This window comes from Paraburkholderia sp. GAS334 (assembly GCF_050436625.1).
Classification (GTDB): Bacteria; Pseudomonadota; Gammaproteobacteria; order Burkholderiales; family Burkholderiaceae; genus Paraburkholderia.
On the sequence record NZ_JBNDMO010000037.1, the window covers coordinates 1 to 24,239 of the forward strand.

Consider the following 24,239-nt stretch of genomic DNA (forward strand, 5'->3'; position numbering starts at 1 on the left):
AGTGCGGATTGCCCGTGTGAAAGTAGGTAATCGTCAGGCTCCCCAGCAGCAACAGAAACCCCACCCCACAAAGGTGGGGTTTCTGCGTTTACCGCAATCACTTATAAGTGAGAGCTAGTGGGTTTGGAACAGTCAAGCGGAGCTTGACATTGAGATGTTGTTCCCCCATAATCATCAGTTCTCTGCGGAGGGGTGCCCGAGTGGCTAAAGGGGGCAGACTGTAAATCTGTTGGCTTACGCCTACGTTGGTTCGAATCCAACCTCCTCCACCAGAATGCAAGTTGAAGCAGTAGGGAATCGATGGGCCCGTGCGGGTGTAGCTCAATGGTAGAGCAGAAGCCTTCCAAGCTTACGACGAGGGTTCGATTCCCTTCACCCGCTCCAGCACGAAGTAGCGCCCATGTGGCTCAGTGGTAGAGCACTCCCTTGGTAAGGGAGAGGTCGGCAGTTCGATCCTGCCCATGGGCACCAGCAGTAACCAGTGATTGTTTGCGCGCGGCGCAACGTACGGAAAAATCCTCTTAGGAGTCGAAAATGGCCAAAGGCAAGTTTGAGCGGACCAAGCCGCACGTGAACGTCGGCACGATCGGTCACGTTGACCACGGCAAGACCACGCTGACGGCAGCGATCACGACGGTGCTGACCAAGAAGTTTGGCGGCGAAGCAAAGGCGTATGACCAGATCGACGCGGCGCCGGAAGAAAAGGCACGTGGTATCACGATCAACACGGCGCACGTGGAATACGAAACGGCGAACCGCCACTACGCTCACGTCGACTGCCCGGGCCACGCTGACTATGTGAAGAACATGATCACGGGTGCAGCGCAGATGGACGGTGCGATCCTGGTGTGCTCGGCAGCCGACGGCCCGATGCCGCAAACGCGTGAGCACATCCTGCTGGCGCGCCAGGTCGGTGTGCCGTACATCATCGTGTTCCTGAACAAGTGCGACATGGTGGACGACGCCGAGCTGCTCGAGCTGGTGGAAATGGAAGTGCGCGAGCTTCTGTCGAAGTACGACTTCCCGGGCGACGACACGCCGATCATCAAGGGTTCGGCCAAGCTGGCGCTGGAAGGCGACACGGGCGAGCTCGGTGAAGTGGCGATCATGAACCTGGCCGACGCGCTGGATACGTACATCCCGACGCCGGAGCGTGCGGTGGATGGCGCGTTCCTGATGCCGGTGGAAGACGTGTTCTCGATCTCGGGTCGTGGCACGGTGGTGACGGGTCGCGTTGAGCGCGGCGTGGTCAAGGTCGGTGAGGAAATCGAAATTGTCGGTATCAAGCCGACGGTGAAGACGACCTGCACGGGCGTGGAAATGTTCCGCAAGCTGCTTGACCAGGGTCAGGCGGGCGACAACGTCGGTATCCTGCTGCGCGGCACGAAGCGTGAAGACGTGGAGCGTGGCCAGGTGCTGGCCAAGCCGGGTTCGATCAACCCGCACACGCACTTCACGGCTGAAGTGTACGTGCTGAGCAAGGACGAAGGCGGTCGCCATACGCCGTTCTTCAACAACTATCGCCCGCAGTTCTACTTCCGTACGACGGACGTGACGGGTTCGATCGAGTTGCCGAAGGACAAGGAAATGGTGATGCCGGGCGACAACGTGTCGATCACGGTGAAGCTGATCAACCCGATCGCGATGGAAGAAGGTCTGCGCTTCGCCATCCGTGAAGGTGGTCGTACCGTCGGCGCCGGTGTCGTTGCCAAGATCCTCGAGTAAGCCAGCTAGTTCTCGTTGATCTGTTGCTTTCGGGGTTGGCGATGCCGTCAACCCCAAAATGGTTTAGGGGTATAGCTCAACTGGCAGAGCGTCGGTCTCCAAAACCGAAGGTTGGGGGTTCGATTCCCTCTGCCCCTGCCAAATTCTCGCGCGATGTGTGGCGCACATTAAGGTGTTATGGCGAATCCTTCCGTCGAAACTGTAAATACTTCTGGCGACAGGCTGATGTTGGTCGCCGGCGTATTGCTGGTCTTGGCCGGGTTCGTGGGGTTCTTCTGGCTAAGTGGCCAGGAATGGTACATCCGCGGAGCGGCCTTGGCTGTTGGCGCTATCGCAGGTGTCGCAGTCGGTCTTGTCTCTGCCCCCGGTAAGGGTTTCATCGCCTTCGCCAAGGACTCGTACAAGGAAGTCCGCAAGGTCGTCTGGCCGACTCGTAAAGAGGCGACGCAAACGACGCTGGTGGTTTTCGGTTTTGTGCTCGTCATGGCGCTGTTTCTCTGGATGAGTGATAAATCCATTGAATGGGCGATTTTCTCGGTGATTCTGGGTTGGAAATGATATGAGCGATACGCCGGCATCCCCGAGTGGTAAACGTTGGTACGTCGTGCACGCCTACTCCGGAATGGAAAAGAGCGTGCAACGTGCGCTTCAGGAGCGCATCGATCGTGCTGGCATGCAGGACAAATTCGGTCAGATCCTGGTCCCGACCGAAGAAGTTGTTGAAGTTAAGGGCGGCCACAAGTCTGTGACCGAGCGTCGTTTCTTTCCGGGCTACGTGCTCGTCGAGATGGAAATGACCGATGAAACGTGGCATCTGGTGAAAAATACCGCGAAGGTGACCGGTTTCGTGGGTGGCGCACGTAACCGTCCGAGCCCGATTTCCCCGCGGGAAGTCGAGAAAATCATGTCGCAGATGCAGGAGGGTGTGGAGAAGCCGCGCCCGAAGACCCTGTTTGAAGTCGGCGAGATGGTTCGTGTAAAGGATGGCCCGTTCACAGATTTCAACGGCAGCGTCGAAGAAGTGAATTACGAAAAGTCGCGCGTCCGTGTTTCCGTCACGATCTTCGGGCGGGCAACGCCGGTTGAGCTTGAGTTCGGTCAAGTCGAAAAGCTGTAATCCAGATTCCGCGGACCGAGCCATTTGGCGCGGTCCGTATTTCGCGCTTACGGTCCGCGTAATGGCCGTTGAGGAGCGCAAGTAACCTGATTTTCGGCGAAAGCGCGCTACTACTCACATGAACGCTCACGCGTTCCAACGAGGTTTTCAAAATGGCAAAGAAAATCATCGGCTTTATCAAGCTGCAGATTCCTGCAGGTAAAGCCAACCCGTCGCCGCCGGTCGGTCCGGCACTGGGTCAGCGTGGTCTGAACATTATGGAGTTCTGCAAGGCGTTTAACGCGCAGACTCAAGCAATGGAACCGGGTCTGCCGATTCCGGTCGTGATTACTGCGTTCGCGGACAAGAGCTTCACGTTCGTCCTGAAGACGCCGCCGGCTACGGTTCTGATCAAGAAGGCAGCGAAGATCGACAAGGGTTCGGCCAAGCCGCACACCGACAAGGTCGGCAAGATCACGCGTGCTCAAGCTGAAGACATCGCCAAGACCAAGATGCCGGATCTTACGGCAGCTGATCTTGACGCAGCGGTCCGCACGATCGCTGGTAGCGCCCGCTCGATGGGCATCACCGTGGAGGGCGTGTAAATGGCCAAGCTTTCGAAGCGTCTGCAAGCATTTGCAGCCAAGGTTGATCGTCAGAAGCTGTACGCAATCGACGAAGCCCTGTCGCTCGTTAAGGAATGCGCAAGCGCCAAGTTCGATGAGTCGATCGACGTCGCTGTGCAACTCGGTATCGATGCGAAGAAGTCGGACCAGGTCGTTCGCGGCTCGGTGGTTCTGCCGGCAGGCACCGGTAAGTCGGTTCGCGTCGCTGTATTCGCGCAGGGCGAAAAGGCTGAGCAAGCTCGTGCGGCCGGCGCAGAAATCGTTGGTATGGAAGACCTGGCTGAGCAGGTCAAGGCCGGTAACCTGAACTTCGACATCGTGATCGCTTCGCCGGACACGATGCGCGTTGTCGGTACGCTCGGTCAGATCCTCGGCCCGCGTGGCCTCATGCCGAACCCGAAGGTCGGCACGGTGACGCCGGACGTGGCAACCGCCGTGAAGAACGCGAAGGCTGGTCAAGTCCAGTTCCGCGTCGACAAGGCCGGTATCATCCACGCGACGATCGGCCGTGCTTCGTTCGAGCCGACGGCTCTGCGCAGCAACCTGAACGCGCTTGTCGAGGCACTGCAAAAGGCCAAGCCGGCCACGAGCAAGGGCGTTTACCTGCGTAAGGTCGCGCTGTCGAGCACGATGGGCGTGGGTGTCCGCGTCGATCAGGCATCGCTCGCAGCGCAGTAAAGAATTCTTCCGCTGCGGCGCAAGCTGCAGCGGTTTTATGGGCTTTGGGCGGTCGTGAGATGGCAGTGCGCATCGAACGGCCGGTTATCAAAGACCGTTGGCGGGATCGCAGCAGGCAGGCGTTCCCTTAATGTAAAGCCAACGCAGATGGCGAACCCGAAATAGTTTTGTAGTGGTGACGCCGGTTGTCGTCCGCTGTGGTGCGGACACCCAACTGGCTGAAATACTCCTGACACGTCGGACGCCGTTGTTGAACGCGGTACACAAGGCAACCGCCACGTGTATCGAATCTGGAGGCTAACCGTGCCACTCAACAAAGAAAGTAAGCAGGCCGTCGTCGCTGAGGTTTCCGCGCAAGTCGCGAAAGCCCAGACCGTCGTTCTGGCTGAGTATCGTGGGATTGCGGTTGGCGATCTGACCAAGCTGCGCGCGAAAGCGCGCGAGCAACAGGTGTACCTGCGCGTGTTGAAAAACACGCTGGCGCGTCGCGCTGTCGAAGGTACCCCGTTCGCTCCGCTGGCAGAGCAGATGACTGGCCCGCTGATCTACGGCATCTCGGAAGATGCGATTGCTGCTGCGAAGGTCGTCAATGACTTCGCGAAGAGCAATGACAAGTTGATCATCAAGGCTGGTTCTTTTGACGGCAACGTAATGGACAAGGCTGGCGTGCAAGCGCTCGCCAACATCCCGAGCCGCGAAGAACTGCTCTCCAAGCTGCTGTACGTTATGCAAGCACCTGTTTCTGGCTTCGCGCGCGCTCTGGCCGCGCTGGCAGAAAAGAAACAAGGCGAAGCGGCTTAACGCATTTCAGTTGGGCGTAACTGATCGCTGGCTGTATCCGAATTCAATTTAGGAGTATTTCAAATGGCAATCGCAAAAGATGACATCCTCGAAGCCGTAAGCTCGATGTCGGTTCTGGAACTGAACGAACTGGTCAAGGCGTTCGAAGAAAAGTTTGGCGTGTCGGCAGCTGCTGTTGCAGTGGCAGGCCCGGCAGGCGGCGGCGCTGGCGCTGCTGCAGCTGAAGAGCAAACCGAATTCACGGTCAACCTGACGGAAGTCGGCGCGAACAAGGTTTCGGTCATTAAGGCTGTTCGCGAACTGACGGGTCTCGGCCTGAAGGAAGCGAAGGACCTGGTCGACGGTGCACCGAAGCCTGTGAAGGAAGCGGTACCGAAGGCTGCAGCTGAAGAAGCCAAGAAGAAGCTGGAAGAAGCCGGCGCGAAGGCTGAAATCAAGTAAGTTTCAGCGCGCTGTGCGAAGGCTGGCGGTTTTCCACCGCCGGCCTTTTTGTGCTTTGTGGGGACAAAGTTTGAGCCGGAGGTTTCCGGTAAGAACGCGGCCCCAGAAGCCAAAGAAAATCGCCTTTCGGTAACGTTGACCGGCGTTTTTCTTTGTCTTCTGAAGCGACTGCAGAAGGCAAGTTTGGTCGGGTAGCGGGCAACACAGGCATCCGCTGCCGTCAGCCAGCGGTTGGTAGCGGCCAACCACCAAGCTTTCAGGCTCGTTCAAGCCATCATCGGACGGCCATCGGGTCTCAGTCGGTGAACACTCGGGTTGTCTCATCAAGGTATCCTGCCTCGACAACAATGCCCGCCGTGATTCGGAGATCGTATGCAATATTCCTTCACCGAGAAGAAGCGTATTCGCAAGAGTTTTGCGAAGCGCCCCATCGTTCACCAGGTTCCTTTCCTGCTGGCTACCCAGCTTGAATCATTCAGCACGTTTCTGCAAGCTGACACGTCGTCGACGCAACGCAAACCGGAAGGTCTGCAAGCTGCGTTCACGTCGGTTTTCCCCATTGTTTCCCATAACGGTTTCGCTCGTCTGGAGTTCGTCAGCTACATGCTGTCGCCGCCGGCATTCAACATCAAGGAATGTCAGCAGCGCGGTTTGACGTACTGCTCGGCCCTGCGCGCGAAAGTGCGTCTGGTGCTGCTCGACAAGGAGTCGCCGAGCAAGCCGGTCGTCAAGGAAGTGAAGGAACAGGAAGTGTACATGGGCGAAATTCCGCTCATGACGCCGACGGGTTCGTTCGTCATCAACGGCACGGAGCGCGTGATCGTTTCGCAGCTGCACCGTTCGCCGGGCGTGTTCTTCGAACACGACAAGGGCAAGACGCATAGCTCGGGCAAGCTGCTGTTCTCGGCACGTATCATTCCTTACCGTGGCTCGTGGCTCGATTTCGAGTTCGACCCGAAGGACGTGCTGTACTTCCGCGTCGACCGTCGCCGCAAGATGCCAGTCACGATCCTGCTGAAGGCCATCGGCCTGACGCCGGAACAGATCCTCGCGAACTTCTTCGTGTTCGACAATTTCACGCTGATGCCGGAAGGCGCGCAGATGGAATTCGTGCCGGAGCGTCTGCGCGGTGAAGTCGCACGCTTCGACATTTCGGATCGTGACGGCAACGTGATTGTCCAGAAGGACAAGCGGATTAACGCCAAGCACATTCGCGACCTCGAAAACGCGAAGACGAAGTTCATTTCGGTTCCCGAAGACTATCTGCTCGGCCGCACGCTGGCGAAAAATGTTGTCGATGGCGAAACCGGTGAAGTTATCGCTAACGCGAACGACGAAATCACCGAAACCGTGCTCGAAAAGCTGCGCGAATCGAAGGTGAAGGACATCCAGACGCTCTACACGAACGATCTGGATCAAGGTCCGTACATTTCGTCGACGCTGCGCATCGACGAAACAGCCGACCGCATGGCCGCACGCATCGCGATCTACCGCATGATGCGCCCGGGCGAACCGCCGACCGAAGAAGCGGTCGAGGCACTGTTCAACCGTCTGTTCTATAGCGAAGACGCGTACGACCTGTCGAAGGTCGGCCGTATGAAGTTCAATCGCCGCGTGGGGCGCGATGAAATCATCGGACCGATGACGCTGCAGGACGACGACATCCTCGCGACGATCAAGATTCTCGTCGAGCTGCGTAACGGCAAGGGCGAAGTCGACGACATCGACCACTTGGGTAACCGTCGCGTGCGTTGCGTCGGCGAACTGGCGGAGAACCAGTTCCGCGCCGGTCTCGTGCGTGTCGAACGTGCTGTGAAGGAACGCCTCGGCCAGGCCGAAAGCGAAAACCTGATGCCGCACGACCTGATCAACTCGAAGCCGATTTCGTCGGCGATTCGCGAGTTCTTCGGTTCGTCGCAGCTGTCGCAGTTCATGGACCAGACCAACCCGCTGTCGGAAATCACCCACAAGCGCCGTGTTTCGGCTCTTGGCCCGGGCGGTCTGACGCGTGAGCGCGCTGGCTTTGAAGTCCGCGACGTGCACCCGACCCACTATGGTCGCGTGTGCCCGATCGAAACGCCGGAAGGTCCGAACATCGGCCTGATCAACTCGCTCGCACTGTACGCGCACCTGAACGAATACGGCTTCCTCGAAACGCCGTATCGCAAGGTCGTGGACAGCAAGGTGACGGATCAGATCGACTATCTGTCGGCGATCGAAGAAGGTCGTTACGTGATCGCTCAGGCGAACGCGGCTGTGGCTGAAGACGGCACGCTGACCGACGAACTGGTTTCGTCGCGTGAAGCCGGCGAAACACTGATGGTCACGCCGGACCGCATCCAGTACATGGACGTGGCGCCGTCGCAGATCGTCTCGGTGGCCGCATCGCTGATTCCGTTCCTCGAGCACGATGACGCGAACCGCGCATTGATGGGTTCGAACATGCAACGTCAGGCTGTGCCGTGTCTGCGTCCTGAAAAGGCCGTGGTCGGTACGGGTATCGAACGCACGGTGGCAGTCGACTCGGGTACGACGGTTCAGGCATTCCGCGGTGGCGTGGTGGACTACGTCGACGCAGGCCGTATGGTGATCCGCGTGAACGACGATGAAGCCGTTGCTGGCGACGTCGGCGTGGACATCTACAACCTGATCAAGTACACGCGTTCGAACCAGAACACGAACATCAACCAGCGCCCGATCGTGAAGGTCGGCGATATCGTGTCGCGTGGTGACGTGCTGGCTGACGGCGCATCGACCGACCTCGGCGAACTGGCGCTTGGCCAGAACATGCTGGTCGCGTTCATGCCGTGGAACGGCTACAACTTCGAAGACTCGATTTTGATCTCGGAGAAAGTCGTTGCGGACGATCGCTACACGTCGATCCACATCGAAGAACTGAACGTCGTTGCTCGCGATACGAAGCTCGGACCGGAAGAAATCACGCGCGACATCTCGAACCTGGCCGAAGTGCAACTCGGCCGTCTCGATGAGTCGGGCATCGTGTACATCGGCGCGGAAGTCGAAGCCGGCGACGTGCTGGTCGGCAAGGTCACGCCGAAGGGCGAAACCCAGCTGACGCCGGAAGAAAAGCTGCTGCGCGCGATCTTCGGTGAAAAGGCTTCGGACGTGAAGGACACGTCGCTGCGCGTGCCGTCGGGCATGAGCGGCACGGTGATCGACGTTCAAGTGTTCACGCGTGAAGGCATCCAGCGCGACAAGCGTGCGCAACAGATCATCGACGATGAACTGAAGCGCTATCGCCTCGACCTGAACGACCAGCTGCGTATCGTGGAAGGCGACGCGTTCCAGCGTCTCGCCCGTATGCTGACCGGCAAGGTCGCGAACGGCGGTCCGAAGAAGCTCGCGAAGGGTACGAAGATCGAACAGGCCTACCTGGAAGACCTCGACCACTACCACTGGTTCGACATCCGCCTCGCAGATGAAGAAGCAGCGGCACAGCTCGAAGCGATCAAGGACTCGATCGAACAGAAGCGTCACCAGTTCGATCTCGCGTTCGAAGAAAAGCGCAAGAAGCTCACGCAAGGCGACGAACTGCCGCCGGGCGTGCTGAAGATGGTCAAGGTGTATCTGGCTGTGAAGCGTCGTCTGCAGCCTGGCGACAAGATGGCCGGCCGTCACGGTAACAAGGGTGTGGTGTCGAAGATCGTCCCGATCGAAGACATGCCGTACATGGCCGATGGCCGTCCGGCTGACGTCGTGCTGAATCCGCTCGGCGTGCCGTCGCGGATGAACGTGGGTCAGGTTCTCGAAGTGCATCTGGGTTGGGCCGCGAAGGGTCTTGGTTGGCGTATCGGCGAAATGCTGCAGCGTCAGGCGAAGATCGCTGAACTGCGCGAATTCCTGACCAAGATCTACAACGAGTCGGGCCGCGCCGAAGAGCTGGACAGCTTCACGGACGACGAAATCGTCGAACTGGCGAAGAACCTGCGCGAAGGCGTGCCGTTCGCCACGCCGGTGTTCGACGGTGCGACGGAAGAAGAAATGTCGCGCGCGCTGGATCTGGCGTTCCCGGACGACATCGCGAAGAACCTCGGCATGACGCCGTCGAAGAATCAGGTGCGTCTGTACGACGGCCGCACGGGCGAAATGTTCGAACGTACGGTGACGGTTGGCTACATGCATTACCTGAAACTGCACCATTTGGTCGACGACAAGATGCACGCACGTTCGACGGGCCCGTACTCGCTCGTCACGCAGCAGCCGCTGGGTGGTAAGGCGCAGTTCGGTGGCCAGCGTTTCGGTGAAATGGAAGTGTGGGCGCTCGAAGCGTACGGCGCATCGTACGTGCTGCAGGAAATGCTGACGGTGAAGTCGGATGACGTGACAGGCCGGACCAAGGTTTACGAGAACCTGGTCAAGGGCGATCACGTAATCGATGCTGGCATGCCGGAATCCTTCAACGTGCTGGTGAAGGAAATCCGCTCGCTCGGTATCGACATCGACCTCGACCGCAACTAATCGGACTACGGAGAGAAGGCAATGAAAGCTCTGCTCGATCTATTCAAGCAAGTCCAACAAGAAGAAGTTTTTGACGCGATCAAGATCGGTCTGGCCTCGCCAGACAAGATCCGTTCGTGGTCGTTCGGTGAAGTGAAGAAGCCGGAAACCATCAACTACCGGACGTTCAAGCCGGAACGCGATGGTCTGTTCTGCGCGAAGATTTTCGGGCCGATCAAGGACTACGAATGCCTGTGCGGCAAGTACAAGCGCCTGAAGCACCGCGGCGTGATCTGCGAGAAGTGCGGCGTTGAAGTCACGCTGGCGAAGGTGCGTCGCGAACGGATGGGCCACATCGAACTGGCCTCGCCGGTTGCGCACATCTGGTTCCTGAAGTCGCTGCCGTCGCGTCTGGGCATGGTGCTCGACATGACGCTGCGCGATATCGAACGCGTGCTGTACTTCGAAGCATACGTGGTGATCGATCCGGGCATGACGCCGCTGAAAGCGCGGCAGATCATGACCGAAGAGGATTACTACAACAAGGTCGAAGAATACGGTGACGAATTCCGTGCCGAGATGGGCGCGGAAGGCGTGCGCGAACTGCTGCGTGCGATCAACATCGACGAACAGGTCGAGATGCTCCGTACCGAACTCAAGAACACGGGTTCGGAAGCGAAGATCAAGAAGTACGCGAAGCGCCTGAAGGTGCTCGAGGCTTTCCAGCGTTCGGGCATCAAGCCTGACTGGATGGTGCTCGAAGTGCTGCCGGTGCTGCCGCCGGAACTGCGTCCGCTCGTGCCGCTCGACGGCGGCCGTTTCGCGACGTCGGACCTGAACGATCTGTATCGCCGCGTGATCAACCGTAACAACCGGTTGAAGCGTCTGCTCGAACTGAAGGCGCCCGAAATCATCGTCCGCAACGAAAAGCGGATGCTGCAGGAAGCCGTCGATTCGCTGCTCGACAACGGTCGTCGCGGCAAGGCGATGACGGGCGCTAACAAGCGTCCGCTGAAGTCGCTCGCCGACATGATCAAGGGTAAGGGCGGTCGTTTCCGTCAGAACCTGCTGGGTAAGCGCGTCGACTATTCGGGCCGTTCGGTCATCGTGGTCGGTCCGACGCTCAAGCTGCATCAGTGCGGTCTGCCGAAGCTGATGGCGCTCGAACTGTTCAAGCCGTTCATCTTCAACAAGCTGGAAGTGATGGGTGTCGCGACGACCATCAAGGCTGCGAAGAAGGAAGTCGAGAACCAGACGCCGGTGGTGTGGGACATCCTCGAAGAGGTGATCCGCGAACATCCGGTCATGCTGAACCGTGCGCCGACGCTTCACCGTCTTGGCATTCAGGCTTTCGAGCCGGTGCTGATCGAAGGTAAGGCAATCCAGCTGCACCCGCTCGTCTGCGCGGCGTTCAACGCCGACTTCGACGGTGACCAGATGGCTGTTCACGTTCCGCTGTCGCTCGAAGCGCAGATGGAAGCGCGCACGCTGATGCTGGCGTCGAACAACGTCCTGTTCCCGGCCAACGGCGATCCGTCGATCGTGCCGTCGCAGGATATCGTGCTCGGCCTGTACTACGCGACGCGTGAAGCGGTGAATGCCAAGGGCGAAGGCCTGACGTTCACCGGCGTGTCGGAAGCGCTGCGTGCGTACGAGAACAAGGAAGTCGAGCTGGCCTCGCGCGTCAACGTGCGGATCACGGAAATGGTCCACAACGAAGACACGTCGGAAGGCGCGCCGAAGTTCGTGCCGAAGGTCACGCTGTATGCGACGACCGTCGGCCGTTCGATCCTGTCGGAAATCCTTCCGCCGGGCCTGCCGTTCTCGGTGCTGAACAAGCCGCTGAAGAAGAAGGAAATCTCGCGCCTCATCAACACCGCGTTCCGCAAGTGCGGTCTGCGCGAAACGGTGATTTTCGCCGACCAGTTGATGCAGTCGGGTTTCCGCCTGGCAACGCGCGCTGGTATCTCGATCTGCGTCGACGACATGCTCGTGCCGCCGCAGAAGGAAACCATCGTCGGCGACGCAGCGAAGAAGGTGAAGGAATACGACCGTCAGTACATGTCGGGTCTCGTCACCGCGCAGGAACGCTACAACAACGTGGTCGACATCTGGTCGGCAACGTCGGAAGCGGTCGGCAAGGCGATGATGGAACAGCTGTCGACGGAACCGGTGACGGATCGCGACGGTAACCAGACGCGCCAGGAATCGTTCAACTCGATCTACATGATGGCCGACTCGGGCGCTCGCGGTTCCGCGGTGCAGATTCGTCAGCTGGCCGGTATGCGTGGCCTGATGGCGAAGCCGGACGGCTCGATCATCGAGACGCCGATTACGGCGAACTTCCGCGAAGGCCTGAACGTGTTGCAGTACTTCATCTCGACCCACGGTGCACGTAAGGGTCTGGCTGATACGGCACTGAAGACGGCGAACTCGGGTTACCTGACGCGTCGTCTCGTCGACGTGACGCAGGATCTCGTCGTGGTCGAAGACGATTGCGGTACGTCGAACGGCGTGGCAATGAAGGCGCTGGTTGAAGGCGGTGAAGTCGTCGAAGCGCTGCGTGACCGTATTCTGGGTCGCGTTGCGGTGGCGGACGTCGTCAATCCGGAAACGCAGGAAACGCTGTACGAATCGGGCACGCTGCTCGACGAAGATTCAGTGGAAGAAATCGAACGCCTCGGCATAGATGAAGTGCGCGTGCGCACGCCGCTGACCTGCGAAACGCGTTACGGCCTGTGCGCAGCCTGCTACGGCCGCGACCTGGGTCGCGGCTCGTCGGTCAACGTCGGTGAGGCGGTCGGTGTGATCGCTGCCCAGTCGATCGGTGAACCGGGCACGCAGCTGACGATGCGTACGTTCCACATCGGTGGTGCGGCGTCGCGTGCGGCAGTGGCTTCGTCGGTTGAAGCCAAGTCGAACGGTACGGTGCGTTTCACGGCGACGATGCGTTACGTCACCAACGCGAAGGGCGAGCAGATCGTCATCTCGCGTTCGGGCGAAGCGATGATCACTGACGACCACGGTCGTGAGCGTGAACGTCACAAGGTGCCGTACGGCGCGACGCTGTTGCAGCTCGACGGCGCGCAGATCAAGGCAGGCACGCAGCTGGCCACGTGGGATCCGCTGACGCGTCCGATCATCACCGAGTGGGGCGGTACGGTGAAGTTCGAAAACGTCGAGGAAGGCGTGACGGTCGCGAAGCAGATCGACGATGTGACCGGTCTGTCGACCCTGGTCGTAATCGACGTGAAGCGTCGCGGTTCGCAGGCTTCCAAGAGCGTGCGTCCGCAGGTGAAACTGCTCGACGCAAGCGGCGAGGAAGTGAAGATCCCGAACACCGAGCATTCGGTGCAGATCGGCTTCCAGGTCGGCGCGCTGATTACGGTGAAGGACGGTCAGCAGGTGCAGGTCGGTGAAGTGCTCGCACGGATCCCGGTTGAATCGCAAAAGACTCGCGACATTACCGGTGGTCTGCCGCGTGTGGCCGAACTGTTCGAAGCGCGCTCGCCGAAGGACGCCGGCATTCTGGCGGAAGTCACCGGCACGACATCGTTTGGTAAGGACACGAAGGGCAAGCAACGTCTCGTTATCACGGACCTCGAGGGTAACCAGCACGAGTTCCTGATCGCGAAGGAAAAGCAGGTTCTGGTGCACGATGGTCAGGTCGTCAACAAGGGCGAAATGATTGTCGACGGGCCGGCGGATCCGCACGACATCCTGCGTCTGCAGGGTATCGAGGCGCTGTCGCGTTATATCGTGGACGAAGTGCAGGACGTGTACCGTCTGCAGGGCGTGAAGATCAACGACAAGCACATTGAAGTGATTGTTCGTCAGATGCTGCGTCGCGTGCAGATTTCGGACAACGGCGATACGCGTTTCATCCCGGGCGAACAGGTCGAGCGGTCGGACATGCTCGACGAAAACGACCGGATGATTGCGGAAGACAAGCGTCCGGCAACGTACGAAAACGTGCTGCTCGGTATCACGAAGGCGTCGCTGTCGACCGATTCGTTCATCTCCGCGGCGTCATTCCAGGAAACGACTCGCGTGCTGACCGAGGCGGCGATCATGGGCAAGCGCGACGATCTGCGTGGCCTGAAGGAAAACGTGATCGTCGGCCGTCTGATTCCGGCCGGTACGGGTCTCGCGTTCCACAAGGCACGCAAGAGCAAGGAACTGTCCGACCGCGAGCGTTTCGACCAGATCGCAGCGGAAGAGTCGTTCGAATTCGGTACCCCGGAAACCCCGGCAGCCGAACAGCAGCACTCGGGCGAGTAAGTTCAGGGCGGCGCAAGCCGCCCGGCTTATCAGCCAGCGAAGCCGCTCAGTTTCGACTGAGCGGCTTTTTTTTGTGTTTCTTTTGGGCCGCCCTTTATCATTTTCCTGGCTGAATGGCTAACGTTGGCGGAAGACGCGGGCGAGAGTCGAATGCGTTGGTAAAATTCGTACGCCCGGCATCGCGCTGTCTCCTTCTTGTCTCTGCCCTTTGTCTCTGCCCTATTAAATGTCCCGTTCGCTCGAAATTCTTAACGAAGTTTTTGGTTACCCCGCGTTTCGCGGGCAACAGGGCGAGATCGTCGAACATGTCGCTGCCGGCGGCGATTCACTGGTGTTGATGCCGACGGGCGGCGGCAAGTCGCTGTGTTACCAGATTCCTTCACTGGTTCGCCGCGAGGCGGGTTTCGGCGCGGGCATCGTTGTGTCGCCCTTGATAGCGCTGATGCAGGATCAGGTTGCTGCGTTGAAGGAGGTCGGCGTTCGCGCGGCGTACCTGAATTCCACGCTGTCCGGCGCCGAGGCGTCCGCCACCGAACGTGCCCTGCGCGACGGGGAGATCGACCTTCTGTATGTCGCTCCAGAGCGCCTGATGACGCCCCGCTTTCTGGAGCTGCTCGAGCGTTCGCGCATCGGCCTGTTCGCGATCGACGAGGCGCACTGCGTATCGCAATGGGGCCACGACTTCCGGCCTGAATATATCCAGCTGTCCGTACTGCACGAGCGCTTTCCGACGGTGCCGCGTATCGCGCTCACCGCTACCGCGGATGCAATCACGCGCGACGAAATCGTCCACAACCTTGCGCTCGACGACGCGCGCATTTTCGTATCGAGTTTCGACCGGCCGAACATCCGCTACCGCATCGCCGAAAAGGACAATGCGCGCGCGCAGTTGCTGGATTTCATCCGAGCCGAACATTCAAGAACTGACGGGACCACGGACGCAGGCGTCGTGTATTGCCTGTCGCGTCGAAAAGTGGAAGAAACGGCGGAGTGGCTCAAGGGGCAGGGCGTACGTGCATTGCCGTATCACGCCGGGATGGAGTTCGAGATCCGCCAGAAACATCAGGAGATGTTCCAGCGCGAAGAGGGCGTAGTCATGTGCGCGACCATCGCGTTCGGCATGGGCATCGACAAGCCGGATGTGCGTTTTGTCGCGCACATGGATCTGCCGAAAAGCGTCGAAGGCTACTACCAGGAAACCGGTCGCGCCGGCCGCGACGGTATGCCGGCCAACGCGTGGATGGCATATGGCCTCGGCGACGTCGTGCAGCAACGCAAGATGATCGACGAATCCGACGCTGACGAGGCCCACAAGCGCGTGCAGACAGGGAAGCTCGACGCGCTGCTGGGTCTGTGCGAGACGGCGTCCTGTCGACGCGTGCGCCTGCTCGCGTACTTTGGCGAGTCGAGTCAGCCGTGCGGCAACTGCGACACCTGCATCGACCCGCCGGCGTCCTGGGACGCGACGCGCGAGGCCCAAATGGCGCTGTCTTGCGTATTCCGGGCGCAGAGGGCGAGCGGGTTTCACTTCGGCGCAGGCCATCTGATCGACATCCTTCGCGGCAATCGCAGCGAAAAAATCCTGCAGCGCGGCCACGAGCAGTTGAGCACCTTCGGAATTGGTGCGGCGCTGTCGGAGCCGGAATGGCGGGCGATTTTCCGTCAACTCGTCGCGTTTGGCTTTCTGACCGTGGACCATCAAGGCTATGGCTCTCTCGTACTGACTGAGGCGAGCAAAGCCGTGCTGAAGGGGGAGCAGCAGGTCACGCTGCGTCGTTACGTGAAACCGACGCGCACGCGTCAGTCGTCGGGGCGAACGAGCGAGCGCGCCGATCCGACGCTGCGCATGGGTCCGCGCGAGCGCGCGCGCTGGGAGCGTCTGCGCGCCTGGCGCACCGAGACGGCAAAGAGCGATGGCGTGCCGGCCTACGTCATCTTCCACGACGCCACACTGGCGGAAATTGCCCGGAGTAGCCCGGACACGATCGAGGATCTGCGACATATCCCGGGAATGGGCGTCCGCAAACTCGACAGGTTCGGCGACGAACTGCTCGAGGTGGTCGCAGCGGACTGATGGCTTCGTCCGCAAACCGGTGGCGAACCCCGCAAGCTGTTGACTCCCTTAGCATTTTCGGAATATTATGCTAGGTTCCGGTTCTTGGAATGCCTGTGCGCGAAAGTTAGTTCGCGTCATGCGTGAAGGGATCGGAGTTCGATTCGCAAACGTTTCTGCTTTGCCCGGGAATGAATGCGTCGATTTTGTTCAATTTCAGGAATAAACAATGCCAACCATCAATCAACTGGTTCGCAAAGGCCGCGCTTCGGAAACTGTGAAGAGCAAGAGCCCGGCCTTGCAGGACTGCCCCCAGCGTCGCGGCGTGTGCACCCGTGTGTACACCACGACGCCGAAGAAGCCGAACTCGGCACTTCGTAAGGTCGCCAAGGTGCGCCTGACGAACGGCTTCGAAGTCATTTCGTACATCGGTGGTGAAGGCCACAACCTGCAGGAACACTCGGTCGTGCTGATTCGCGGCGGTCGTGTCAAGGACTTGCCGGGTGTGCGTTACCACATGGTTCGCGGCTCGCTGGATACCCAGGGCGTCAAGGATCGTAAGCAGGCTCGCTCGAAGTACGGCGCGAAGCGTGCAAAAGCTGGCAAGTAATTAGCCGGTCAAGTGGTTTCAGGTCGCCTGAAAGGGCGGTAATAGCGGTGGTGCCGGATTCGCCGGTGCTGTCGAGTAAGTGGTCACCCGACCAGGCTGGTAAGTCGTTAGAGATGAATCGGGTTAGTTGGTGGCCGCGGGGCTCAGCAGAGCTCCAACTGAAAAAGTAAAGGAAGAAACATGCCGCGTCGTCGCGAAGTCCCCAAGCGGGAAGTGTTGCCGGATCCGAAGTTCGGTAATGTAGATGTAGCCAAGTTCATGAACGTGCTGATGCTGTCCGGCAAGAAGTCGGTTGCTGAGCGCATCGTGTACGGCGCTTTTGAACAGATCCAGACCAAGGGTGGCAAGGACCCGCTGGAAGTGTTCACGGTAGCGCTCAACAACGTGAAGCCGGTGGTCGAAGTGAAGAGCCGTCGCGTTGGTGGTGCGAACTATCAGGTTCCGGTCGAAGTGCGTCCGTCGCGTCGTATGGCATTGGCGATGCGTTGGCTGCGTGAGGCTGCGAAAAAGCGTAGCGAGAAGTCGATGGCCCTGCGTCTGGCAGGTGAACTCTCCGAAGCGGCTGAAGGCCGTGGCGGCGCGATGAAGAAGCGCGACGAAGTTCACCGGATGGCAGAAGCCAACAAGGCGTTCTCGCATTTCCGTTTCTAAGCATCCCTACCCCGGGCTAGCAGGAAAAGCGGAAAGAAATTCCGGGCGGGTGCGCTTACAAGGCGCCTCGCCCGTTTGTGTTACAGCGTGATGGGTATTTTCTCGCATCGCGTTATCCCAATAGAGGATCAAAGTGGCTCGCAAGACACCTATCGAGCGCTACCGCAACATCGGTATTAGCGCTCACATCGACGCCGGCAAAACGACGACGACCGAGCGCATCCTGTTCTACACCGGCGTGAACCACAAGATTGGTGAAGTGCACGACGGCGCAGCAACCATGGACTGGATGGAGCAGGAGCAGGAACGCGGCATCACGATTACGTCGGCTGCTACGACCGCTTTCTGGAAGGGTATGGCTGGCGATCGCGCCGAGCACCGTATCAACATCATTGACACCCCGGGCCACGTTGACTTCACGATCGAAGTTGAACGCTCGATGCGCGTGCTCGACGGCGCATGCATGGTTTACTGCGCTGTGGGCGGCGTGCAGCCGCAGTCGGAAACGGTGTGGCGTCAGGCAAACAAGTACAAGGTTCCCCGCCTCGCGTTCATCAACAAGATGGATCGTACCGGCGCGAACTTCTTCAAGGTCTACGACCAGCTCAAGCTGCGTCTGAAGGCGAACCCGGTTCCGGTTGTGGTGCCTATCGGCGCTGAAGAAACGTTCACGGGCGTCGTCGATCTGCTGAAGATGAAAGCGATCATTTGGGACGAAGCGTCGCAAGGCACGAAGTTCTCGTACGAAGAAATCCCGGCTGAGCTCATCGACACGTGCAACGAATGGCGCGAGAAGATGGTCGAAGCTGCGGCCGAGTCGAACGAAGAAATGATGAACAAGTACCTCGAGTCGGGCGAACTGACGGAAGAGGAAATCGTCAAGGGTCTGCGCGACCGTACGATCGCGTGCGAAATCCAGCCGATGCTGTGCGGTACCGCGTTCAAGAACAAGGGCGTGCAACGGATGCTGGACGCCGTGCTCGACTTCCTGCCGTCGCCGATCGACATTCCGCCGGTTACGGGTGAACTCGAAAACGGTGAAAAAGCTGAGCGCCGCGCAGCTGACGACGAGAAGTTCTCGTCGCTCGCATTCAAGATCATGACCGACCCGTTTGTCGGCCAGCTGATCTTCTTCCGTGTGTACTCGGGTACAACGAAGTCGGGCGATACGCTGCTGAACGCGACCAAGGACAAGAAGGAGCGTCTGGGTCGTATTCTGCTGATGCACGCAAATCAGCGCGAAGAAATCAAGGAAGTGCACGCCGGCGACATCGCTGCTGCAGTTGGCCTGAAAGACGCGACTACGGGCGATACGCTGTGCGATCCGCAACATCCGATCGTGCTCGAACGCATGATTTTCCCGGAGCCGGTGATTTCGCAGGCTGTTGAGCCGAAGACGAAGCCTGACCAGGAAAAGATGGGTCTGGCGCTGAACCGTCTGGCTCAGGAAGATCCGTCGTTCCGCGTGCAGACGGACGAAGAATCGGGTCAAACGATTATTTCGGGTATGGGCGAGCTCCACCTCGAAATTCTGGTTGACCGGATGAAGCGTGAATTCGGCGTCGAAGCTACGGTCGGCAAGCCGCAGGTGGCATATCGCGAAACGATTCGCGGCAAGGCAGAAGACGTCGACGGCAAGTTCGTCAAGCAGTCGGGTGGTCGCGGCCAGTACGGTCACGCGGTCATCACGCTCGAACCGAACGAGCAAGGCAAGGGCTACGAGTTCCTCGACGAGATCAAGGGCGGTGTGATTCCGCGTGAATACATCCCGGCAGTCGACAAGGGTATCCAGGAAACGCTGAAGGCTGGCGTGCTGGCAGGCTTCCCGGTCGTTGACGTGAAGGTTCACCTGACGTTCGGTTCGTACCACGACGTTGACTCGAACGAAAACGCGTTCCGCATGGCCGGTTCGATGGCGTTCAAGGAAGCGATGCGTAAGGCAAACCCGGTCATCCTCGAACCGATGATGGCTGTGGAAGTCGAAACGCCGGAAGACTACATGGGCAACGTGATGGGCGACCTGTCGGGCCGTCGCGGTATCGTTCAGGGCATGGAAGACATGATCGGCGGCGGCAAGATCGTTCGCGCGGAAGTGCCGCTGTCGGAAATGTTCGGCTACTCGACGTCGCTGCGTTCGCTGACCCAGGGTCGTGCGACGTATACGATGGAGTTCAAGCACTACTCCGAAGCACCGCGCAACGTGTCGGAAGCGATCATCAACGCGAAGTCGAAGTAATCGCGCGGCAAGTCATTCAACGATTAACTTTTTGAAAGAAGAGAAACATGGCTAAAGGTAAATTCGAACGGACCAAGCCGCACGTGAACGTCGGCACGATCGGTCACGTTGACCACGGCAAGACCACGCTGACGGCAGCGATCACGACGGTGCTGACCAAGAAGTTTGGCGGCGAAGCAAAGGCGTATGACCAGATCGACGCGGCGCCGGAAGAAAAGGCACGTGGTATCACGATCAACACGGCGCACGTGGAATACGAAACGGCGAACCGCCACTACGCTCACGTCGACTGCCCGGGCCACGCTGACTATGTGAAGAACATGATCACGGGTGCAGCGCAGATGGACGGTGCGATCCTGGTGTGCTCGGCAGCCGACGGCCCGATGCCGCAAACGCGTGAGCACATCCTGCTGGCGCGCCAGGTCGGTGTGCCGTACATCATCGTGTTCCTGAACAAGTGCGACATGGTGGACGACGCCGAGCTGCTCGAGCTGGTGGAAATGGAAGTGCGCGAGCTTCTGTCGAAGTACGACTTCCCGGGCGACGACACGCCGATCATCAAGGGTTCGGCCAAGCTGGCGCTGGAAGGCGACACGGGCGAGCTCGGTGAAGTGGCGATCATGAACCTGGCCGACGCGCTGGATACGTACATCCCGACGCCGGAGCGTGCGGTGGATGGCGCGTTCCTGATGCCGGTGGAAGACGTGTTCTCGATCTCGGGTCGTGGCACGGTGGTGACGGGTCGCGTTGAGCGCGGCGTGGTCAAGGTCGGTGAGGAAATCGAAATTGTCGGTATCAAGCCGACGGTGAAGACGACCTGCACGGGCGTGGAAATGTTCCGCAAGCTGCTTGACCAGGGTCAGGCGGGCGACAACGTCGGTATCCTGCTGCGCGGCACGAAGCGTGAAGACGTGGAGCGTGGCCAGGTGCTGGCCAAGCCGGGTTCGATCAACCCGCACACGCACTTCACGGCTGAAGTGTACGTGCTGAGCAAGGACGAAGGCGGTCGCCATACGCCGTTCTTCAACAACTATCGCCCGCAGTTCTACTTCCGTACGACGGACGTGACGGGTTCGATCGAGTTGCCGAAGGACAAGGAAATGGTGATGCCGGGCGACAACGTGTCGATCACGGTGAAGCTGATCAACCCGATCGCGATGGAAGAAGGTCTGCGCTTCGCCATCCGTGAAGGTGGTCGTACCGTCGGCGCCGGTGTCGTTGCCAAGATCCTCGAGTAAAATCGAAGGTTTGCAGTTGTAGTAAATGTGGTGCCCGGAGCCGGGCATCCGCCCGCGGCGGGCGTCCGGCTCTACGTTCTTTTATTGTCTGGCGGCGCAATGCTGCCTCGCTCTTTCCAAGGAATCGTCATGCAGAACCAGAAAATCCGCATTCGCCTGAAGGCTTTCGACTACCGTCTGATCGATCAATCGGCAGCCGAAATCGTTGACACGGCCAAGCGGACTGGCGCTATCGTCCGTGGTCCGGTGCCCCTGCCGACCCGTATCCAGCGTTTCGACATCCTGCGTTCGCCGCACGTCAACAAGACGTCGCGCGACCAGCTCGAAATCCGTACTCACCAACGCCTGATGGACATCGTCGACCCGACGGACAAGACTGTCGACGCGCTGATGAAGCTCGACCTGCCGGCTGGCGTGGACGTGGAGATCAAGCTGCAATAAGGCTTTCAGGCGGCGCCCGCCACAGCGGGCGACGCTAAGTCATTGATTGCTTGCGGAAAACGAAAAGCCTCGCTATAATGCAAGGCTTTTCGCGCATTTGCGCAAAAAAGTCGGTGCAGTTCGGTTCGAAAAACACCGGCATTTTGTAAATTAGCCCCGACCAATCGCAGTCGGGAATGGAGAAAACGATGAGCCTTGGACTCGTAGGTCGCAAGGTTGGCATGACCCGTATCTTCACGGCTGACGGGGATTCGATTCCCGTAACCGTGCTGGACGTGTCCGACAACCGCGTGACGCAGATCAAGACTGTTGAAACCGACGGCTACACCGCCGTTCAGGTTGCATTCGGTACCCGCCGTGCATCGCGTGTAACGAAGCCGCTGGCAGGCCATCTTGCCAAAGCAGGCGTCGAAGCCGGTGAAATCCTCAAAGAATTCAAGATCGATGCCACCAAGGCTGCCGAGCTGTCGAACGGCGCCGTGGTCGGTCCCGACCTTTTCGAAGTAGGCCAGAAAGTCGACGTGCAAGGCGTGTCGATTGGTAAGGGCTACGCCGGTACCATCAAGCGTTACAACTTCGCATCCGGCCGTGCATCGCACGGTAACTCGCGCTCGCACAACGTGCCGGGCTCGATCGGTATGGCGCAGGATCCGGGTCGTGTTTTCCCGGGTAAGCGCATGACCGGTCACATGGGTGACGACACCGTAACCGTGCAAAACCTCGAAATCGCTCGTATCGACGCTGACCGCAAGCTGTTGCTGGTCAAGGGCGCCGTTCCGGGTGCGAAGGGCGGCAAGGTTTTCGTGACGCCGGCCGTGAAGACGCGCGCCGTGAAAGGAGCGAAATAATGGAACTTAAGCTCCTGAATGCCAATGGTCAGGAAGGCGCAGCTGTTAGCGCGTCGGACGTCGTGTTCGGCCGTGACTACAACGAAGCCCTGATTCACCAGGTCGTGGTGGCCTACCAGGCGAATGCCCGTAGCGGCAACCGCGCGCAGAAGGATCGTGAGCAGGTTAAGCACACGACCAAGAAGCCGTGGCGTCAAAAGGGTACGGGCCGTGCCCGTGCCGGTATGTCGTCGAGCCCGTTGTGGCGCGGCGGCGGCCGTATCTTCCCGAATTCGCCGGAAGAAAACTTTTCGCATAAGGTTAACAAGAAGATGCATCGCGCAGGTCTCTGCTCGATCTTCTCGCAGCTGGCCCGCGAAGGCCGCATCTCGGTGGTCGACGAGCTGACGCTCGAAGCACCGAAGACGAAGCTGCTGGCCGAAAAATTCAAGGCGATGGGTCTCGATTCCGTGCTGGTCATTACCGACACGGTTGACGAAAACCTGTACCTCGCGTCGCGCAACCTCGCCCACGTGGCAGTTGTCGAGCCGCGTTACGCCGACCCGCTCTCGCTGATCTACTTCAAGAAGATCCTGATCACGAAGGCTGCGGTCGCCCAGATCGAGGAGTTGCTGTCATGAGCGAGATTCGCAAGAACGATCATCGTTTGATGCAGGTCCTGCTCGCGCCGGTGATCTCCGAAAAGGCGACGCTGGTGGCCGACAAGAACGAGCAGGTTGTGTTCGAAGTCGCGCCGGATGCCACGAAGCAGGAAGTGAAGGCTGCCGTCGAGCTGCTGTTCAAGGTGGAAGTCGATTCCGTCAACGTGCTGGTCGCGAAGGGCAAAGCAAAACGCTTTGGTCGCTTCATGGGCAAGCGCAAGGACGTGAAGAAGGCGTATGTCTGCCTGAAGCCCGGCCAGGAAATCAACTTTGAAGCGGAGGCCAAGTAATCATGGCAATCGTTAAAGTTAAGCCGACTTCGCCGGGCCGCCGCGCGATGGTCAAGGTGGTCAACAAGGATCTGCATAAGGGCAAGCCGTACGCACCGCTGCTCGACGCGCAGAGCGTGACCGCCGGCCGTAACAACAACGGCCACATCACCACGCGCCATAAGGGCGGTGGTCACAAGCAACACTATCGTATCGTCGACTTCCGTCGTACGAAGGACGGCATTCCGGCGAAGGTCGAGCGTCTCGAGTATGACCCGAACCGTAGCGCGAACATCGCGCTGGTTCTGTACGCAGACGGCGAGCGCAAGTACATCATCGCTCCGAAGGGTGTGACGGTTGGTCAGCAACTGATGTCGGGTTCGGAAGCTCCGATCCGCGCAGGCAACACGCTGCCGATCCGCAACATCCCGGTTGGTACGACGATCCACTGCATCGAAATGCTGCCGGGCAAGGGCGCGCAAATGGCGCGTTCGGCTGGTACGTCGGCGATGCTGCTGGCTCGCGAAGGCATCTACGCACAGGTCCGCCTGCGCTCAGGTGAAATCCGCCGCGTTCACGTCGAATGCCGCGCGACGATTGGTGAAGTTGGCAACGAAGAGCACAGCCTCCGTCAAATCGGTAAGGCTGGCGCAAACCGCTGGCGCGGTATCCGCCCGACGGTGCGTGGCGTTGCAATGAACCCGGTCGATCACCCGCACGGTGGTGGTGAAGGCAAGACGGCTGCAGGTCGCGATCCGGTGAGCCCGTGGGGCACGCCGACGAAGGGCTATCGTACCCGCAGCAACAAGCGCACGACGAGCATGATCGTCCAGCGCCGTCACAAGCGTTAAGGAGTAGGCAATGGCACGTTCTGTAAAAAAAGGTCCGTTCTGCGACGCCCATTTGCTGAAGAAAGTTGAGTCGGCAGCCGCTGCGCGTGACAAGAAGCCGATCAAAACCTGGTCGCGTCGTTCGACGATTCTCCCGGATTTCATCGGTCTGACGATTGCCGTGCATAACGGCCGTCAACACGTTCCGGTGTACATCTCGGAAAACATGGTCGGCCACAAGCTTGGCGAGTTCGCATTGACCCGGACGTTCAAGGGTCACGCGGCCGACAAGAAGGCCAAGAAATAAGGGGCTATC

At 59.4% G+C, this 24,239-nt stretch carries 20 protein-coding genes and 4 tRNA genes; all 24 read left to right on the forward strand.

The genetic code is table 11. The features are described from left to right. Positions 1–186: 186 nt before the first annotated feature. The 24 genes from P3T21_RS33835 to rpsS all read left to right on the forward strand — a co-directional run bounded on the left by P3T21_RS33835 (position 187) and on the right by rpsS (position 24,230). Positions 187–272, forward strand: a tRNA-Tyr gene (locus P3T21_RS33835). 38 nt (positions 273–310) lie between these two features. Beyond that, positions 311–384: transfer RNA gene (locus P3T21_RS33840), tRNA-Gly, on the forward strand. 12 nt (positions 385–396) lie between these two features. Continuing rightward, positions 397–471 (forward strand) — tRNA-Thr (locus tag P3T21_RS33845). 63 nt (positions 472–534) lie between these two features. Further along, the gene (gene tuf / locus P3T21_RS33850) at positions 535–1,725 is read left to right on the forward strand and encodes an elongation factor Tu (protein ID WP_063497539.1); all 1,191 of its coding nucleotides are present in this window, start codon (positions 535–537) and stop codon (positions 1,723–1,725) included. A 65-nt stretch (positions 1,726–1,790) separates the two neighbouring features. Then, positions 1,791–1,866: transfer RNA gene (locus P3T21_RS33855), tRNA-Trp, on the forward strand. Between the two features lie 36 nt (positions 1,867–1,902). After that, a complete protein-coding gene (gene secE, locus P3T21_RS33860) occupies positions 1,903–2,283 on the forward strand; it encodes a preprotein translocase subunit SecE (RefSeq protein ID WP_429260281.1) in 381 nt (126 codons plus the stop codon). Between the two features lies 1 nt (position 2,284). Beyond that, positions 2,285–2,842 carry a transcription termination/antitermination protein NusG gene (nusG, locus tag P3T21_RS33865; RefSeq protein ID WP_027797944.1) on the forward strand — a complete coding sequence of 186 codons (558 nt, stop codon included), beginning with the start codon at positions 2,285–2,287 and terminating at the stop codon, positions 2,840–2,842. A 152-nt stretch (positions 2,843–2,994) separates the two neighbouring features. After that, positions 2,995–3,426: a 50S ribosomal protein L11 gene (rplK, locus tag P3T21_RS33870; protein WP_025496715.1), complete on the forward strand. Its 432-nt coding sequence runs from the start codon at positions 2,995–2,997 to the stop codon at positions 3,424–3,426. Next, a complete protein-coding gene (gene rplA / locus P3T21_RS33875; RefSeq protein ID WP_429260282.1) occupies positions 3,427–4,125 on the forward strand; it encodes a 50S ribosomal protein L1 in 699 nt (232 codons plus the stop codon). It abuts the gene before it with no gap. A 303-nt stretch (positions 4,126–4,428) separates the two neighbouring features. Next, positions 4,429–4,926 carry a 50S ribosomal protein L10 gene (gene rplJ / locus P3T21_RS33880; protein ID WP_429260283.1) on the forward strand — a complete coding sequence of 166 codons (498 nt, stop codon included), beginning with the start codon at positions 4,429–4,431 and terminating at the stop codon, positions 4,924–4,926. Between the two features lie 63 nt (positions 4,927–4,989). Then, positions 4,990–5,367, forward strand: coding sequence for a 50S ribosomal protein L7/L12 (rplL, locus tag P3T21_RS33885; RefSeq protein ID WP_429260284.1), 378 nt, complete (start codon positions 4,990–4,992; stop codon positions 5,365–5,367). 372 nt (positions 5,368–5,739) lie between these two features. Beyond that, positions 5,740–9,846, forward strand: a complete 4,107-nt coding sequence (gene rpoB, locus P3T21_RS33890) for a DNA-directed RNA polymerase subunit beta (RefSeq protein ID WP_429260285.1) — start codon at positions 5,740–5,742, stop codon at positions 9,844–9,846. Positions 9,847–9,867: 21 nt separating this feature from the next. Further along, the gene (gene rpoC / locus P3T21_RS33895) at positions 9,868–14,106 is read left to right on the forward strand and encodes a DNA-directed RNA polymerase subunit beta' (RefSeq protein ID WP_429260286.1); all 4,239 of its coding nucleotides are present in this window, start codon (positions 9,868–9,870) and stop codon (positions 14,104–14,106) included. Between the two features lie 226 nt (positions 14,107–14,332). Next, positions 14,333–16,180, forward strand: a complete 1,848-nt coding sequence (recQ, locus tag P3T21_RS33900) for a DNA helicase RecQ (RefSeq protein WP_429260287.1) — start codon at positions 14,333–14,335, stop codon at positions 16,178–16,180. Between the two features lie 208 nt (positions 16,181–16,388). Further along, complete coding sequence (gene rpsL / locus P3T21_RS33905) at positions 16,389–16,769, forward strand: 30S ribosomal protein S12 (RefSeq protein ID WP_035935550.1); 381 nt, start codon at positions 16,389–16,391, stop codon at positions 16,767–16,769. 180 nt (positions 16,770–16,949) lie between these two features. Next, a complete protein-coding gene (gene rpsG, locus P3T21_RS33910) occupies positions 16,950–17,420 on the forward strand; it encodes a 30S ribosomal protein S7 (RefSeq protein WP_006053291.1) in 471 nt (156 codons plus the stop codon). A gap of 133 nt (positions 17,421–17,553) precedes the next feature. Next, positions 17,554–19,656: an elongation factor G gene (gene fusA / locus P3T21_RS33915; RefSeq protein ID WP_429260288.1), complete on the forward strand. Its 2,103-nt coding sequence runs from the start codon at positions 17,554–17,556 to the stop codon at positions 19,654–19,656. A 47-nt stretch (positions 19,657–19,703) separates the two neighbouring features. Continuing rightward, entirely contained in the window at positions 19,704–20,894 is a 1,191-nt protein-coding gene (gene tuf, locus P3T21_RS33920; protein ID WP_063497539.1) for an elongation factor Tu, read from the forward strand. Positions 20,895–21,023: 129 nt separating this feature from the next. After that, complete coding sequence (gene rpsJ / locus P3T21_RS33925; RefSeq protein ID WP_006998489.1) at positions 21,024–21,335, forward strand: 30S ribosomal protein S10; 312 nt, start codon at positions 21,024–21,026, stop codon at positions 21,333–21,335. Between the two features lie 188 nt (positions 21,336–21,523). Then, on the forward strand, positions 21,524–22,183 hold the full coding sequence (gene rplC / locus P3T21_RS33930; protein ID WP_090537437.1) for a 50S ribosomal protein L3: 660 nt from the start codon (positions 21,524–21,526) through the stop codon (positions 22,181–22,183). Beyond that, on the forward strand, positions 22,183–22,803 hold the full coding sequence (gene rplD, locus P3T21_RS33935) for a 50S ribosomal protein L4 (RefSeq protein WP_090537177.1): 621 nt from the start codon (positions 22,183–22,185) through the stop codon (positions 22,801–22,803). Before rplC ends, rplD begins: the two co-directional genes overlap by 1 nt. Then, on the forward strand, positions 22,800–23,114 hold the full coding sequence (gene rplW / locus P3T21_RS33940; RefSeq protein ID WP_090537179.1) for a 50S ribosomal protein L23: 315 nt from the start codon (positions 22,800–22,802) through the stop codon (positions 23,112–23,114). Before rplD ends, rplW begins: the two co-directional genes overlap by 4 nt. Before the next feature lie 2 nt (positions 23,115–23,116). Next, entirely contained in the window at positions 23,117–23,944 is an 828-nt protein-coding gene (gene rplB / locus P3T21_RS33945) for a 50S ribosomal protein L2 (protein WP_429260289.1), read from the forward strand. A gap of 10 nt (positions 23,945–23,954) precedes the next feature. Then, positions 23,955–24,230, forward strand: a complete 276-nt coding sequence (rpsS, locus tag P3T21_RS33950) for a 30S ribosomal protein S19 (protein ID WP_054036552.1) — start codon at positions 23,955–23,957, stop codon at positions 24,228–24,230. Positions 24,231–24,239: the final 9 nt, after the last annotated feature.

What these genes read in the sequence shown, in the direction of transcription:
- tuf (WP_063497539.1), top strand. Translation starts at nt 535, where the DNA reads ATGGCCAAAGGCAAGTTTGAGCGGACCAAGCCGCACGTGAACGTCGGC.
- secE (WP_429260281.1), top strand. Translation starts at nt 1,903, where the DNA reads ATGGCGAATCCTTCCGTCGAAACTGTAAATACTTCTGGCGACAGGCTG.
- nusG (WP_027797944.1), top strand. Translation starts at nt 2,285, where the DNA reads ATGAGCGATACGCCGGCATCCCCGAGTGGTAAACGTTGGTACGTCGTG.
- rplK (WP_025496715.1), top strand. Translation starts at nt 2,995, where the DNA reads ATGGCAAAGAAAATCATCGGCTTTATCAAGCTGCAGATTCCTGCAGGT.
- rplA (WP_429260282.1), top strand. Translation starts at nt 3,427, where the DNA reads ATGGCCAAGCTTTCGAAGCGTCTGCAAGCATTTGCAGCCAAGGTTGAT.
- rplL (WP_429260284.1), top strand. Translation starts at nt 4,990, where the DNA reads ATGGCAATCGCAAAAGATGACATCCTCGAAGCCGTAAGCTCGATGTCG.
- rpoB (WP_429260285.1), top strand. Translation starts at nt 5,740, where the DNA reads ATGCAATATTCCTTCACCGAGAAGAAGCGTATTCGCAAGAGTTTTGCG.
- rpoC (WP_429260286.1), top strand. Translation starts at nt 9,868, where the DNA reads ATGAAAGCTCTGCTCGATCTATTCAAGCAAGTCCAACAAGAAGAAGTT.
- recQ (WP_429260287.1), top strand. Translation starts at nt 14,333, where the DNA reads ATGTCCCGTTCGCTCGAAATTCTTAACGAAGTTTTTGGTTACCCCGCG.
- rpsL (WP_035935550.1), top strand. Translation starts at nt 16,389, where the DNA reads ATGCCAACCATCAATCAACTGGTTCGCAAAGGCCGCGCTTCGGAAACT.
- rpsG (WP_006053291.1), top strand. Translation starts at nt 16,950, where the DNA reads ATGCCGCGTCGTCGCGAAGTCCCCAAGCGGGAAGTGTTGCCGGATCCG.
- tuf (WP_063497539.1), top strand. Translation starts at nt 19,704, where the DNA reads ATGGCTAAAGGTAAATTCGAACGGACCAAGCCGCACGTGAACGTCGGC.
- rpsJ (WP_006998489.1), top strand. Translation starts at nt 21,024, where the DNA reads ATGCAGAACCAGAAAATCCGCATTCGCCTGAAGGCTTTCGACTACCGT.
- rplC (WP_090537437.1), top strand. Translation starts at nt 21,524, where the DNA reads ATGAGCCTTGGACTCGTAGGTCGCAAGGTTGGCATGACCCGTATCTTC.
- rplD (WP_090537177.1), top strand. Translation starts at nt 22,183, where the DNA reads ATGGAACTTAAGCTCCTGAATGCCAATGGTCAGGAAGGCGCAGCTGTT.
- rplW (WP_090537179.1), top strand. Translation starts at nt 22,800, where the DNA reads ATGAGCGAGATTCGCAAGAACGATCATCGTTTGATGCAGGTCCTGCTC.
- rplB (WP_429260289.1), top strand. Translation starts at nt 23,117, where the DNA reads ATGGCAATCGTTAAAGTTAAGCCGACTTCGCCGGGCCGCCGCGCGATG.
- rpsS (WP_054036552.1), top strand. Translation starts at nt 23,955, where the DNA reads ATGGCACGTTCTGTAAAAAAAGGTCCGTTCTGCGACGCCCATTTGCTG.